Annotated in this window: 18 protein-coding genes; 11 read left to right on the top strand and 7 right to left on the bottom strand. The window is 74.8% G+C overall.

Annotation, left to right across the window (positions count from 1 at the left end):
- The gene (locus FHX36_RS17450) at window positions 1–348 is read right to left on the bottom strand and encodes a DUF3140 domain-containing protein (RefSeq protein WP_110552398.1); all 348 of its coding nucleotides are present in this window, start codon (window positions 346–348) and stop codon (window positions 1–3) included.
- Window positions 349–453: 105 nt separating this feature from the next.
- Between FHX36_RS17450 and FHX36_RS17445 the strand changes: the two genes are divergently transcribed.
- From FHX36_RS17445 to FHX36_RS17435, 3 genes are read left to right on the top strand one after another with little or no spacing between them, the layout of a single operon-like run.
- On the top strand, window positions 454–930 hold the full coding sequence (locus tag FHX36_RS17445) for a DUF6328 family protein (RefSeq protein WP_258372746.1): 477 nt from the start codon (window positions 454–456) through the stop codon (window positions 928–930).
- 32 nt (window positions 931–962) lie between these two features.
- Window positions 963–1,886: a PfkB family carbohydrate kinase gene (locus FHX36_RS17440; RefSeq protein ID WP_183513948.1), complete on the top strand. Its 924-nt coding sequence runs from the start codon at window positions 963–965 to the stop codon at window positions 1,884–1,886.
- Window positions 1,887–1,926: 40 nt separating this feature from the next.
- The gene (locus FHX36_RS17435) at window positions 1,927–2,097 is read left to right on the top strand and encodes a hypothetical protein (RefSeq protein ID WP_181428584.1); all 171 of its coding nucleotides are present in this window, start codon (window positions 1,927–1,929) and stop codon (window positions 2,095–2,097) included.
- Between the two features lie 152 nt (window positions 2,098–2,249).
- On the opposite strand, the gene FHX36_RS17430 is transcribed toward FHX36_RS17435, so the two are convergent.
- Together FHX36_RS17430 and FHX36_RS17425 are read right to left on the bottom strand one after the other, a co-directional pair.
- Entirely contained in the window at window positions 2,250–3,140 is an 891-nt protein-coding gene (locus tag FHX36_RS17430; RefSeq protein ID WP_110550238.1) for a metal ABC transporter permease, read from the bottom strand.
- Window positions 3,140–3,988 carry a metal ABC transporter ATP-binding protein gene (locus tag FHX36_RS17425; protein WP_110550253.1) on the bottom strand — a complete coding sequence of 283 codons (849 nt, stop codon included), beginning with the start codon at window positions 3,986–3,988 and terminating at the stop codon, window positions 3,140–3,142. The genes FHX36_RS17430 and FHX36_RS17425 overlap by 1 nt, the downstream gene beginning before the upstream one ends.
- A 172-nt stretch (window positions 3,989–4,160) precedes the next feature.
- Between FHX36_RS17425 and FHX36_RS23640 the strand changes: the two genes are divergently transcribed.
- The 8 genes from FHX36_RS23640 (at window position 4,161) to FHX36_RS17390 (ending at window position 8,891) form a co-directional block, all read left to right on the top strand.
- Entirely contained in the window at window positions 4,161–4,292 is a 132-nt protein-coding gene (locus FHX36_RS23640; RefSeq protein ID WP_258372545.1) for a hypothetical protein, read from the top strand.
- 165 nt (window positions 4,293–4,457) lie between these two features.
- Complete coding sequence (locus FHX36_RS17420; protein WP_110550254.1) at window positions 4,458–5,105, top strand: TetR/AcrR family transcriptional regulator; 648 nt, start codon at window positions 4,458–4,460, stop codon at window positions 5,103–5,105.
- Window positions 5,106–5,146: 41 nt separating this feature from the next.
- Window positions 5,147–5,569 (top strand): hypothetical protein, encoded by a 423-nt coding sequence (locus tag FHX36_RS17415; protein WP_110550239.1) that lies wholly within the window; start codon window positions 5,147–5,149, stop codon window positions 5,567–5,569.
- Window positions 5,570–5,606: 37 nt separating this feature from the next.
- Window positions 5,607–5,762, top strand: a complete 156-nt coding sequence (locus FHX36_RS17410; protein WP_181428585.1) for a hypothetical protein — start codon at window positions 5,607–5,609, stop codon at window positions 5,760–5,762.
- Window positions 5,763–5,910: 148 nt separating this feature from the next.
- Entirely contained in the window at window positions 5,911–6,429 is a 519-nt protein-coding gene (locus FHX36_RS24020) for a VanZ family protein (protein WP_110550240.1), read from the top strand.
- 68 nt (window positions 6,430–6,497) lie between these two features.
- Window positions 6,498–8,342: an acyl-CoA dehydrogenase gene (locus FHX36_RS17400; protein WP_110550241.1), complete on the top strand. Its 1,845-nt coding sequence runs from the start codon at window positions 6,498–6,500 to the stop codon at window positions 8,340–8,342.
- Between the two features lie 125 nt (window positions 8,343–8,467).
- The gene (locus FHX36_RS17395) at window positions 8,468–8,668 is read left to right on the top strand and encodes a hypothetical protein (protein ID WP_110550242.1); all 201 of its coding nucleotides are present in this window, start codon (window positions 8,468–8,470) and stop codon (window positions 8,666–8,668) included.
- 37 nt (window positions 8,669–8,705) lie between these two features.
- Window positions 8,706–8,891, top strand: a complete 186-nt coding sequence (locus FHX36_RS17390) for a hypothetical protein (protein WP_110550243.1) — start codon at window positions 8,706–8,708, stop codon at window positions 8,889–8,891.
- Between the two features lies 1 nt (window position 8,892).
- Here the strand turns inward: FHX36_RS17390 and FHX36_RS17385 are convergent, their stop codons facing one another.
- From FHX36_RS17385 to FHX36_RS17370, 4 genes are read right to left on the bottom strand one after another with little or no spacing between them, the layout of a single operon-like run.
- Window positions 8,893–9,498 (bottom strand): response regulator transcription factor, encoded by a 606-nt coding sequence (locus FHX36_RS17385; RefSeq protein WP_110550244.1) that lies wholly within the window; start codon window positions 9,496–9,498, stop codon window positions 8,893–8,895.
- Window positions 9,495–10,703 carry a sensor histidine kinase gene (locus FHX36_RS24015; RefSeq protein WP_181428586.1) on the bottom strand — a complete coding sequence of 403 codons (1,209 nt, stop codon included), beginning with the start codon at window positions 10,701–10,703 and terminating at the stop codon, window positions 9,495–9,497. The genes FHX36_RS17385 and FHX36_RS24015 overlap by 4 nt, the downstream gene beginning before the upstream one ends.
- A gap of 38 nt (window positions 10,704–10,741) precedes the next feature.
- Window positions 10,742–11,551, bottom strand: a complete 810-nt coding sequence (locus FHX36_RS17375; protein WP_110550246.1) for an ABC transporter permease — start codon at window positions 11,549–11,551, stop codon at window positions 10,742–10,744.
- 27 nt (window positions 11,552–11,578) lie between these two features.
- Entirely contained in the window at window positions 11,579–12,529 is a 951-nt protein-coding gene (locus FHX36_RS17370; RefSeq protein ID WP_183513946.1) for an ATP-binding cassette domain-containing protein, read from the bottom strand.
- Window positions 12,530–12,705 lie beyond the last annotated feature (176 nt).

Raw genomic sequence — 12,705 nt, 5'->3', positions numbered from 1 at the left:
CTACTTCTTCAGCGGGTCGTGGCCCCAGTTCATCAGCGAGTACCGCCACCTGGAGGTCTCGACGTCCTCCTTCGCCGGCTCCTGGGCCAGGTGCCGCTGCACGTAGCCGTGCACCTTGCGCATGTGCGCGAGGTCGTCGTCGGTGAGGTCCGCCTTCCCGGTGTGCAGCAGCTCGACGATCCGGCGCCCGGACTCGTGCCCGGTCGACTCGCCCGACCCGCCGCTCTTCTGCCCCACCGCCTTCGACTCGTCGGTCTCCAGCCACTCCTCCAGCTCGCCGGCGGTCATGTTGACCGCCTCGGCGAACTCCCGGCGGGTGGTGTCGGCGTCGTCGTCCGTGCCGGCCATGGCGCTCCTCCGTGTGTCGGGTCCTCTGCTGCGCGGTACCTCCAGGGCATGGTGGGGAAACCGCTGGCTGATCGCCCGGGCAACGGCCGGCGCGACCCTGCCCTGGTGCAGCTGAACGCCGAGCTGCGCGGCGAGACCACGCACCAGGTGCTGGACCGGAACGTCAGCGAGGTGCTGCAGGAGATCCGGGTGGCGATCACCGCGGTCCAGGTGCTGTTCGCCTTCCTGCTGACCCTGCCCTTCCAGTCCCGCTTCGCCGATCTGGGCACCTTCGGGACGACGGTCTACTCGGTCACGATGATCAGCACCGCCCTGGCCACGGTGGTCCTCATCGCCCCCGTCTCGTTCCACCGGATGCTGTTCCGGCGGCGGCAGAAGGCGGCGATCGTCCAGTTCGCCGACCGGTCGCTGGTGGTCGGCCTGACCTTGCTGCTGACCGGGATCACCAGCGCGGTGCTGCTCGTGCTGGACGTGGTGCTCGGCCGGCCGCCGGCGGTCGCCGTCTGCGCGGCGATCGTGCTCATCGCGCTGACCACCTGGTACGTGCTGCCGCTGCGGAGGCGGGCCGACCGGTCCTCCTAGGCTGGCCTCGTGCTGATCACCGAGGACGCGCTGTGTCCGTGACCGTCGTCGGCAGCCTCAACGAGGACGTCGTCGTGACCGTCGAACGGCTCCCCGGGCGCGGGGAGACCGTCATCGGCTCGGCGGTCGCCGTGCTGCCCGGCGGCAAGGGCGCGAACCAGGCGGCCGCGGCGGGCCGGCTGGGCACCGGCGTGCACATGGTCGGGCGGGTGGGCGACGACCCGGCCGCCGGCCGGCAGCTCGCCGCCCTCGCCGAGGCCCGGGTGAACGTGGGCCGGGTGCACCGCACCGAGGGGGTGCCCACCGGGACGGCGACGATCCCGGTGGAGGCCGAGGGCGGCGAGAACCTGATCGTCGTCGTGCCCGGCGCCAACGCCCGGCTGACCCCCGCCGACGTCGACGTGGACTCGGTCCACCGGGCCGGCGTGCTGCTGCTCCAGCTGGAGACCCCGCTGGAGACGGTGCAGGCGGCCGCCGAGGCGACCCGGGGCACGGTCGTGCTGAACCCCGCGCCGGCGCAGCCGCTGCCGGTCGCGCTGCTCGCCGCGGTCGACGTGCTGGTGCCCAACGAGCACGAGCTGCGCCGGCTGGCCGGCGACCCCGGGGGCGACGAGAGCCCCGCTGCGCTGGCCGCGCTGGCCCGCGGGCTGGCCGCCCGCTCGGTGGTGGTGACCCTGGGCGAGCGCGGGGCGCTCGTCGTCCCCGCCGAGGGGCCGGTGCTGCTGCAGGCGCCCCCGCCGGTCGAGCCGGTGGACACCACCGGTGCCGGGGACTGCTTCTGCGGCGCGCTGAGCAGTGCGCTGGACCGCGGCGAGCCGCTGGCCGAGGCGGTCCGCTACGCCGTCACCGCGGCGGCGCTGTCGACGACGGGGCCGGGTGCCCGCGGCGCGCTGCCCGACGACGACGCGGTGCGGTCCCTGCTCCCCCGGACCCCGGCGGCCACCCCGGTCGGCTGAGGGATGGTTGCCGGTCCGGCGACCGGGGCACGGGGACGGCATGAGCGAGCACGAGTCCCAGACCCCGCACTCCACCGAGCCGGCCGAGGGCGACGTCACGCCCGGGCAGGACGAGAGCGGCCGCACGCCGCACACCGACGAGCCCGCCGAGGGCTCCGAGCAGGCCGCCGCAGAGGGCGTGGACCCGGAGAACCGGATCTCCGGCGCCTGATCAGTCCTCGGCTGGATCGGGTGCAGGCTCGGTGACCGGCTCCGCGGACCCCTGCTGGTCGGTCTCGGACCGGTCCCGCCCCGGCCGGCGCGGCGGGGCCGTGGGCGGCCGGACCGACGTCCGGCCGGGCTGGATCGGCACGAGCGGCCTCCTCAGGGGATCGACGCCGGCGACGGCGACGCGGCCGGGACGTCCTCGCTGAGCCGGGTGCCCCAGCCGCTGCGCTGCCGCCGCGCCGACACCACCCGGCAGACCAGGTAGATCGTGAAGCTGATCGTGGTCACGAACGGGCTGATCGGGATCGAGCTGCCCAGCGCCAGCAGGATCCCGCCGACCGCGGAGACCACCGCGAAGACGGTGCTCAAGACCGGCGCGAGCACCGGCGAGGCGGTCACCCGGAAGGCCGCGGCCGCCGGGGTGACCAGCAGCGAGAGCACCAGCAGCGCGCCGACGACCTGGACGGCCAGCGACACCGCAAGGCCCAGCAGCAGCGTGAACGCGATCGACAGCAGCCCGGCGGGCAGCCCGCGCGCGCCGGCGACCTCGGGGTCGACGCTGATGAACATCAGCGGGCGCCACAGCACGGCCATCCCGACCAGCACCACGACCGAGACGCCCACCAGCCAGCCCAGCCGCACCGTGTCGACGGCGACGATCTGGCCGGTGAGCAGGCCGAACTTGTTGGCCGCCCGGCCGTCGTAGAGGGACAGGAAGAGGACGCCGAGCCCGAGGCCGAAGGGCATCAGCACGCCGATCACCGAGTTGCGGTCGCGGGCGCGCACGCCGAGCCCGCCGATCAGGGCCGCGGCCAGCACCGACCCGAGCACCGACCCGAGCGCGACGCTGCCGCCCAGCAGCAGGGCCGCGGCGGCGCCGGCGAAGGAGAGCTCGCTGATCCCGTGCACCGCGAACTGCATGTCCCGGACCTGCACGAAGACCCCGACCAGGCCGCCGACCACGCCGAGCAGCGCGGCCGCGATCAGCGAGTTGTGCACCAGCCCGAGCAGCGCGCCGTAGTCGGTGTAGTCGAAGAGGCCGTCCATCAGGCCGCACCCCCGGCCCGCGGTGCGGCGGTCTCCGGGGTGAGGTCGTGGTGCTGGCAGCCACCCGGCTCGTCCGGCGTCCCGACGACGACCACCCGGCCCCGCACGTTGAGCACGTCGACCGGGGTGCGGTAGAGGTCGCTGAGCGTCGCGGAGGTGAGCACCTCCGACGGCGGGCCGATCCGGTGGCCGCCGCCTGCGATGTAGAGCACCCGGTCGACCAGGTCGAGCACCGGGTTGATCTCGTGGGTGACGAAGACGACGGCCGTGTCGTGCTCGCGGCGGCGCCGGTCGATCATGCCCGCGACCGCCCGCTGGTGGCGCAGGTCCAGCGAGAGCAGCGGCTCGTCGCAGAGCAGCAGGTCCGGGTCGGTGGCCAGCGCCTGGGCGATCCGCACCCGCTGCTGCTCACCGCCGGAGAGCAGGCCGATCGGGGCGTCGGCGTAGCCGGTGGCGCCCACGGCCTCGAGGGCGTCGGCGATCCGCCGGCGCTCGTCGGCGGAGCGGCGGCGGACGCCCCAGCGGTGCCCGTCGATGCCCAGGCCGACCAGGTCGCGGGCGCGCAGCGGGGTGGCGGCGTCCATCGACTTCTGCTGCGGCACGTACCCGACCCGGTCGCTCCCGCGCCCGGGGTCGCGGCCGCCGATCAGCAGCCGGCCGGCGGTGAGCGGCTGCTGCCCGAGCACCGCCTTGAGCAGCGTGGACTTGCCCGCGCCGTTGGGGCCCAGGACGGCGAGGAACTCACCGGGCTGCAGCTCGAGGTCCAGGCCGCTCCAGAGCACCCGCTCGCCGAAGGACATGCCGGCGCCGTGCAGGCTCAGCACCGGGCCGGGAGCAGGGCTGTTCATCGCCACCGACGATCTCACGCCCGGAGAGCGGCGACGACCGCGTCGGTGTTCCCACCAGCCCCGGAAGGGTGCGCCCCGCTCGCCCGACGCGTGATCGACGTCTCCTCACCCACCCGGGTGTTCACCTGTCCGGGGCTGTTTCACAGCCGGTGACCAGGGGGAAGCTGGGCCCATGCAGGACGACGACCGCCGGCACCAGATGGACGACGACAGCGCGCACCGCCCCGAGGGCGGCGAGCCGCGCACCGACCAGCCGCCGGTCATCCGGCTGCTCGCCAACCCCCGACGGGTCCGCCGCGCCTGACCCGTCCCGGGAGCCCCAGCCGGGTCGCCCGCCGGACGCCCCAAGCGCACCACCGACACCCGCCGTCCCGGGGTTCTCCCTGCGTAACGGCTTGGTCTCGACGCGTGGTCGGAAGGTCGGCGTGCCGCGAACCGCTCCGTCACGGTGTGCTGCACCATCGGCCGCGTGACTGCCGCAGCTCTCCCCCTGCACATGACCGAGGACGGGTCCGCACCGGCCCGCCGCTCCCGCGCAGAGCGCCAGGAGATCGTCCTGGACACCGCCGAGCGGCTCTTCTCGGCCCGCAGCTCGCGCAGCGTCGGGATGGACGAGCTGGTCCGCGAGACCGGCCTGGGCAAGATGACGGTGTACCGGCTCTTCAAGAGCAAGGACGACCTCGTCGGCGCCTACCTCTCCCGCAAGGCCGCGACCGTGCTCGGCTACATCGACGCCGACCTCGAGCGCCTGCAGGGCGACCCGCGCTCGGCGCTGCTGTCGGTCGTGGACGCCGTGGAGAAGGACGTCACCCGCACCGGCTTCCGCGGCTGCCCGTTCACCAACGTGAGCAGCGAGTACGACGACCCGCAGCACCCTGCCCGCAGCGCCGCCGCCGACTACAAGTTCGAGCTGCACTCGCGCCTCGAGTCGCTGGCCGACCAGCTGGTCCCGGGCCACGGTGACGACCTGGCCGCGCAGGTGCACCTGATCATCGACGGCATGTACCTGTCCGGCGGGCTGCTGGGCCCCGACGGCCCCGCCTCGCACGGCCGCCAGCTCGCCGAGCGCCTGATCGACGCCGCCATCGCCGGCGCGTCCGCCACCGCCTCCGCCTGACTCCCCGTGCGGGCGGGCGCCCGCCCCCGCAGGATCGACCCGTGACCGACCGCTCCCGCCCCGACCTCGACGACGACACCGTGGCTGCCCTGGGCAAGCTCTCGGAGTCCCTGGAGACCGTCGAGCAGGCCCGTGGCCTGCTGTACGGCTTCCACCAGCTCACCGGCAAGGCCGACCTGCTGCTCCAGGACGCGGTGCAGCAGTTCCGCGACGCCGGGCACGCCGAGCTCGCCGACGACCTCGAGCGCGACCTCGTCGGCCGCAACGTGATCGCCGACCGGTGGACCTTCCAGGTCGTCGAGGACTTCGACGCCTCGTACTGGACGACGTTCCGCGCCTTCGACCAGCGCGCCCGCGACGATCTCTCCGACGGCGACCGGCACGTGCTCGAGGCCCGGATGAAGCAGCGCGAGCGCACCGCCGGCCACCCGCGCCACGAGGCCGGCCCCGCCCTGTCGGACTGAGCTGGCCGCCGTCCGCCGCGCGCGGCAGGATCGGCGCATGACGACACCCCGGCACGACGCACGGACCGACACGCGGGACGAGGCCGGCCCGCTGGGCAGCGAGTTCTCCCCGCCCGACGGCGATGACGCGGACGCCATGGCCGGCCCGGTCTACCCGCCGGAGGAGACGGAGCCCGACGCGCAGGACGACTGACCCCGCTCCCCTTGCACGCGTTCCGTGCGCGTTGCCCGTGCTGCAGCGCGTGCGACGCGCAGGGAACGCGTGCAACGCCGCCGCGGGCCGGCCGCGGTGAGAGGGTGACCGCCGTGCTGGCCGACCCGACGCCGCCGCCGGCCGGCCGGTGATCACCGACGTCCTGCTCGACCACGCAGCCCTGGTGCCGCTGGCCCTGGCGCTGGTGGTGCTGACCTGCGCGGTCGTCGGCGTCCTCGCGCTGCGGGCCCGGCGCAGCCGCCCGGTGCTGTGGACCCTGGTGGCGCTCGCCGCGCTGCCGGTCGTGGCGCTGACCCTGGTCCCGTCGACGAAGGGCCGCGGCGACGGCGTCGGCTGCGCCGTCCAGTTCTCCCTGCCCTCGCTGGGCAGCGTGGAACTGCTGGCCAACGTGGCGCTCCTGGTCCCGGTGGTCCTCTTCGCCGCGCTGGCCACCCGCCGCCCGCTTCTGGCGCTGGCCGCGGGCACCGGCGCCTCGGTGCTCGTCGAGGCGGTCCAGGCGCTGACCCCCGCCCTGGGGCGCGCCTGCGACACCAACGACTGGTCGATGAACACCGTGGGCGCCGTGCTCGGCGCCGCGCTGGCCTGGCTGCTGCTCCGCGGGGTGACCGCCCGGCGCGGAGGCTTGCCCGTGGTTACCGGTCGGTAATACGGTTTGTTACCCGCGAGTACGACCTGCTCGTGGTCCGACCGGCCCGAGCACGGGAGCACTCCCCCATGAGCCACTACACGGCGAACCTCCGCGACCTCGAGTTCAACCTGTTCGAGTTCCAGAGCACCAAGGACCGGTTCGGCACCGGGCCGTTCGAGCAGATGGACGCCGAGACTGCCCGCGGGGTGCTGGCCGAGGTGCGCCGGCTGGCCGAGGGGCCGCTGGCCGCGTCCTTCGTCGACGCCGACCGCAACCCGCCGGTGTTCGACCCGGCCACTTCCTCGGTGACGCTGCCCGAGTCGTTCAAGCGCTCCTACGAGGCGCTGGCCGCCGGTGAGTGGTTCCGGTTGGACCTCCCCGAGTCCCTCGGCGGCTTCGGGGCGCCGGTCGCGCTGCGCTGGGCGGCCTACGAGATGGTGCTGGGCGCGAACCCGGCCGCCTTCATGTACGGCTCCGGTCCGACCTTCGGCGCCACCCTGCACTCCCTCGGCACCCCTGACCAGCGGCGGCTGGCCGAGCTGATGATCGAGAAGGGCTGGGGCGCCACCATGGTGCTCACCGAGCCCGAGGCCGGCTCCGACGTGGGCGCCGGGCGCACCCGGGCGGTGCAGCAGCCCGACGGCTCCTGGCACATCACCGGCGTCAAGCGGTTCATCACCTCGGCCGAGCACGACCTCAGCGACAACATCGTCCACCTGGTGCTGGCCCGGCCCGAGGGCGCGAAGCAGGGCACCAAGGGGCTCTCGCTGTTCGTCGTCCCCAAGTTCCACGTCGACCTCGAGACCGGCGAGCTCGGTGAGCGCAACGGCGCGTACGTCACCGGCGTCGAGAAGAAGATGGGGCTCAAGGTCTCGACCACCTGCGAGCTGACGTTCGGCGACGGCCCGGTGCCGGCGAAGGGCTGGCTGGTCGGCGAGGTGCACGACGGCATCGCCCAGATGTTCAAGATCATCGAGTACGCGCGGATGTTCGTCGGCACCAAGGCGATCGCCACCCTCTCGGCGGGCTACCTGCAGGCGCTGGCCTACGCCAAGGAGCGGGTGCAGGGCGCCGACCTCACGGCGACGGCCAAGGACGCCCCGCGGGTGACCATCACCCACCACCCCGACGTCCGCCGCTCGCTGATGCTGCAGAAGGCCTACACCGAGGGCATGCGGGCGCTGTACATCTACGCCGCCAGCCTCCGCGACGAGGTCGTCGAGGCCGAGGCCGCAGGCACGACCGGCAGCCCCGAGGCGACGCTCGCCGCCCGGGTCAACGACCTGCTGCTGCCGATCGTGAAGGGCTTCGGCTCCGAGCGGGCCACCCAGCTGCTCACCGCCGAGTCGCTGCAGACCCTCGGTGGCTCGGGCTACCTGCAGGACCACCCGCTCGAGCAGTACATCCGGGACTCCAAGATCGACACCCTCTACGAGGGGACGACGGCGATCCAGGGCCAGGACTTCTTCTTCCGCAAGATCGTCAAGGACGGCGGGGTCGCGCTCACCTGGCTGGCCGAGCAGGTCCAGGGCACGATCTCCGCCGAGGCCGGCAACGGCCGGCTCAAGGAGGAGCGGGCCCTGCTGGCCACCGCGCTGGCCGACGTCCAGGGCATGCTGACGGCGATGTTCGGCCAGCTCACCGCGGCCCAGGAGGACGTCCGGAAGCTCTACGAGGTCGGCCAGAACACCTCCCGGCTGCTGCTGGCCGCCGGCGACCTGATCACCGGGTGGCTGCTGGTCCGCCAGGCCGAGGTGGCGCTGGCCGCGCTGTCCGGCGAGGTCTCGGAGGCCGACCGGCTGTTCTACGAGGGCAAGCTCGCCGCGACCCGGTTCTTCTGCACCCAGGTGCTGCCCCGGCTGACCAGCGAGCGGTTCATCGTCGAGCACACCGACAACGCCCTGATGGACGTCGACGAAGCCGCGTTCTGAGAAAGGACCCACGACTGCGCCATCGAGCCCCGTTCCGGACCCCGGAGCGGGCCTTCGTGGCGCAATCGCATGGTCGGGCGGGTGGGTGGGCATGGCCCGGGGACGACGTCCACGAGGAGCCAGCGATGACCGACCCCGGCGGCAGCGGCCGCATCCAGCAGGACATCCCGAGCGCCTCGGGCACCGGCGACAACGGTGACAGCGGCACCGACGGCTTCGCCGACGTCCCGCTCACCGCCGACGAGGCGATCGCCCGGGACGACGCCACCGACGACCAGCCCGCCCGGACACCGACCCGGCCGCAGGTCGACGTCGACCCGTCCTGACCGCACCGCCACTGACCGCACCGCCACGAGGAGACAGATGAGCGACACCGACCCCAGCGGCTACGGCGAGTCCCCGGACACCGCCGATGCCGACGAGAACCTGATCGCCGGGCAGACCGGTGACAACGCCAGCGACGGCGGCGAGCGGGACACCGTCCTGGTCACCGACGACGAGGCGCAGCGGGACGAGGACGTCACCCGCCCGGGCAACGCCGCCGGCTGACTCAGATCCAGCCGTGCCGGCGCGCGGCCTCCACGGCCGCGTGCCGGTTCGCCGCGCCCAGCTTCGTGGCAGCGGCGGACAGGTAGTTGCGCACCGTGCCCGGCGAGAGGTGCGCCCGGACGGCGATCTCCTCGACCGGTGCGCCGCCGGCCGCGAGCTCCAGGACGTCGGCCTCGCGGGGGGTGAGCGGGCTGTCCCCGGCGCTGATCGCCTCGGCGGCGAGCTCCGGGTCGACGTAGCGGCCGCCCCGGTGCACCGTGCGCACGACGTCGGTGAGCACCGCGGCGCTGACCGTCTTGGGCAGGAAGCCGCGCACCCCGGCCTCCAGCGCCCGCTTGAGGTGCCCGGGCCGGCCGTGCCCGGTGACGATGACCAGCCCGCAGCCCGGCAGCACGGTGGCCAGCTCCCCGGCGACGCTGATCCCGTCGCGGTCGGGCATCTGCAGGTCCAGCACCGCGACGTCGGGGGTGTGCGCCCGGGCCATCGCCAGCGCCTCGGCCCCGGAGGAGGCCTGGGCGACGACCTCGAGGTCGTCCTCCAGCCCCAGCAGCGCGGCGAAGGCCGAGCGCACCAGGTTCTCGTCGTCGGCCAGCAGCACCCGGATCACCCGGCACTCCCCGTGGGCAGCGTCGCCGTGAGCTGGAACCGGTCGCCGTGGCGCGCGGCGTCCAGCGTCCCGCCGGCCCCGGCCAGCCGCTCGCGCAGGCCGGCCAGCCCGCTCCCGGTGCCGGCGGCGTCGCCGGGCACCCCGTCGTTGGTCACCGTCAACCGGACCTCCCCGTCGGCGCGGGTGAGCACGATCCCGCACTCGGCCGCGCGGCTGTGCCGCAGCACGTTGGTCACCGCCTCCCGCACCACCCAGCCCAGCGCGGCCTGCACCGGCTCGGGCAGCGCGCCCGCGTCGTCCACACCCTGCACCGTGCACGCCACCCCGGCGGCGCGCAGCACCGAGCGGGCCCCGGCCAGCTCGCTGGAGAGGTCGGTGCTGCGGTAGCCGCGGACGACCTCGCGGACCTCCCGCAGCGACTCCTCGGCGATCCGGTGGATGTCGGCCACCTCGTCGGCGGCCTCGGGCCGCGCGCGGCGCACCAGCTCGCCGGCCAGCTGGCTCTTCACCGCGATCGCGGACAGGTTGCGGCCCATCACGTCGTGCAGGTCGCGGGCGAAGCGCAGCCGCTCCTCCGCCACCGCCAGCTGCAGCTGCACACCGCGGGTGCGGTCCATCTCCAGCACCACGTCGAGCACCCAGACGGAGAACCGGAAGGCCAGGACGACGGCGTACACCGTGACGGCGATGGTCGCGCCGACCACCACCGCGGTGACCGCCTCCGAGCCGTCGACCGCAGCGGCAGCGCCCGCCAGGACCCCGACCAGCACCGACGGCCCGGCGAGCTGGCGGGTGCTCCAGATCGTGCTGCCGGCGGTGAGCACCATGCCCAGCGGCAGCGCGATCGCCCACGAGGTCGCGGGCGCCGGCTCGGCCCCCGCGCTGAACCCCCACACACCGAGCGCGCCGGTGACCGCGGCCGCGCCGAGCGCGAGCCCCGGCGTCCGGACCGGGATCCGCTGACCGGTGCGGTGCGCGGCCAGCCCGCGCGACGCCAGCACCACCGCCGCGACCGCGGTGACGACCGAGCCGACGAGGAACGACCGGACGCCCGCCACCCGGGCGTCCTCGAGGTCCGAGCCGGTGACGGCGAGGGCGAGCAACGGCAGCCCGGCACCGAGGTAGCTGTAGAAGGACCACCGGGTGTAGAGGTCGATCCGCTGCGGGGCGCTGCGGCTGCTCCACCAGCGCGAGACGGTCGGCACGGCGGTCATGCTGCCGTACCGACCCACCCGCGCCGGGCTCACCGCCGGGGCGCCCACCGGAAACCCCGGGCGGCGACCCCGCCGATCACCAGCCAGCCGGCCAGCACGGCCAGCGGCAGCGGCGCGGCGGCCCAGGCCCCGCCGGCGTCCACGACCTCGCCGTCCCAGGTGCGGCCGGCCAGGCCGAGCTGCAGCAGCTCGATGACCGGGGTCACCGGCAGCAGCCGGGCGACGGTGGACAGCCAGTCGGGGAAGGAGCTGATCGGGTACAGCAGGCCGGACAGCGAGGTGGTCGCGACCATCAGCGGCAGCGTGGTGATCTGCGCGCTCTCCGGCGTCCGGGTGAACAGGGTACTGGCGGCGGCGAGCACGGTCATCACGGCCGTGCCCAGCAGGACGGCGACCAGCGGCAGCAGGTACTCCACCGGTGCGCTCCACTCGCCGAGGACGGCGACACCCACCGCCACGACGACGACCTGGCCCAGCGAGATCAGCAGGCTGGGGACGGCGGTGCCCAGCAGCACCTCGGGAGCGGTCAGCTCCCCGGTGCGCATCCGCTGCAGCACCAGGTCCTCGCGCCGGGCGACGTAGGTCGACACGAGGTTGTAGTAGGTCAGGAAGACCAGGGTCACTCCGACCGCGGTCGACAGCAGCTGCGGGCCCAGCGGCACGTCGCCGCCGAGGTCCATCGCCGGGACGGCGGCCACCAGCAGGAGCGGGAGCAGCACCGAGTTGACGACGGCGGTCCGGTTCCGCAGGAGGAGCCGGGTCTCCCCGCGGGCCAGCGCGGCGACGCGGCGGGCGCGGCTCGGGCCGGTGGTGGTCGGGGTGGTGAGGGTGGTGGTCACGGGGGTGGTCCTCTCGGGAGAGCGGGGTCAGGCGGACGGGGTGGTCTCGGTGCCGGCGGCCACGGCGAGGAAGGCCTGCTCGAGGGAGGCGGCCCGCGCCTCCAGCGCGCGCAGCACGACCCCGTGCTCGGCGGCCCAGGCCAGCAGCTCGGCCAGCACCGGCTGCAGCGCGCGGGTGTGCCACTCGATCCGCCGCCCCTCGGTGACGACCTGGGCGGCGGCCGGCCGGGGCGGCTGCGGCGCGTCGTCGTCCAGGGTGAAGCGGATGGTGGCCGGCTGGGTCTCGGCGATCTCGGCCTGCGTGCCGGCGAGCACGATCTGCCCGGCGCGGAGCACCGCGACGCGGTCGGCCAGCTCCTCGGCCTCCTCGAGGTGGTGGGTGGTGAGGACGACGGCCGCCCCGTCGGCGACCAGCTCGCGCACCAGCCGCCACACCTGGCGCCGGCTCTCCGGGTCCAGACCGGTCGTCGGCTCGTCGAGCACGACCACCCGCGGCCGGCCGAGCAGCGCCAGGGCGAGGTCCAGCCGGCGTCGCTCACCGCCGGAGAGGCTGCGCACCCGGCGGTCGGCCCGGTCGGCGAGCTGCACCTGGGCCAGCGCCTCCGCCACCGGCCGCGGCGCGGTCAGGGTGCCCGCCCAGGTCTGCAGCGTCTCGGCCACGGTCAGGTCGCCGGGCAGCCCGCTGGACTGCAGCAGCACGCCCAGGTGCCGGCGCACCCGGGCCCGCTCGCGCACCGGGTCGGCGCCGAGCACCCGCACGCTGCCGCCGCCGGCCGGCGCCAGGCCCTCCAGCACCTCCAGGGCGGAGGTCTTGCCGGCGCCGTTGACGCCCAGCAGGGCGAACACCTCGCCGGGCTGAACCTCGAAGGAGATCCCGCGGACCGCCTCGAAGTCGCCGTAGCTGCGGCGCAGGTCGCGCACCTCGACGGCGGGCGCGGTCTCGGTCGCCCGGGTGACGGGCGGGGCGGTGGGGTGCACGGTCGGCCTCCTCGGTGCGCCGCCGACCCGGGGTGGGCCGGTCGTCCGGACGCACTCCCCACGGTGCCGCCGCCGCGGCCCCGGCACAGGTGTCCAGCCGCACCTCTTCCCCGCCCGCCCGCACGGGTCGGCGATGACACGTGTCATGGCCCCGAGGTGCCGACGGGCCCCGCCTA

It is taken from the genome of Modestobacter versicolor (genome assembly GCF_014195485.1).
Classification (GTDB): Bacteria; Actinomycetota; Actinomycetes; order Mycobacteriales; family Geodermatophilaceae; genus Modestobacter; species Modestobacter versicolor.
This window is presented reverse-complemented; position numbering and strand designations above follow the sequence as displayed.

Bases quoted from the DNA above. Each gene is read 5' to 3' on its own strand.
- FHX36_RS17430 (WP_110550238.1), bottom strand. From the start codon at position 3,140: ATGGACGGCCTCTTCGACTACACCGACTACGGCGCGCTGCTCGGGCTG.
- FHX36_RS23640 (WP_258372545.1), top strand. From the start codon at position 4,161: ATGCAGGACGACGACCGCCGGCACCAGATGGACGACGACAGCGCGCAC.
- FHX36_RS17390 (WP_110550243.1), top strand. From the start codon at position 8,706: ATGAGCGACACCGACCCCAGCGGCTACGGCGAGTCCCCGGACACCGCC.
- FHX36_RS17400 (WP_110550241.1), top strand. From the start codon at position 6,498: ATGAGCCACTACACGGCGAACCTCCGCGACCTCGAGTTCAACCTGTTC.
- FHX36_RS17425 (WP_110550253.1), bottom strand. From the start codon at position 3,988: ATGAACAGCCCTGCTCCCGGCCCGGTGCTGAGCCTGCACGGCGCCGGC.
- FHX36_RS17410 (WP_181428585.1), top strand. From the start codon at position 5,607: ATGACGACACCCCGGCACGACGCACGGACCGACACGCGGGACGAGGCC.
- FHX36_RS17435 (WP_181428584.1), top strand. From the start codon at position 1,927: ATGAGCGAGCACGAGTCCCAGACCCCGCACTCCACCGAGCCGGCCGAG.
- FHX36_RS17450 (WP_110552398.1), bottom strand. From the start codon at position 348: ATGGCCGGCACGGACGACGACGCCGACACCACCCGCCGGGAGTTCGCC.
- FHX36_RS17395 (WP_110550242.1), top strand. From the start codon at position 8,468: ATGACCGACCCCGGCGGCAGCGGCCGCATCCAGCAGGACATCCCGAGC.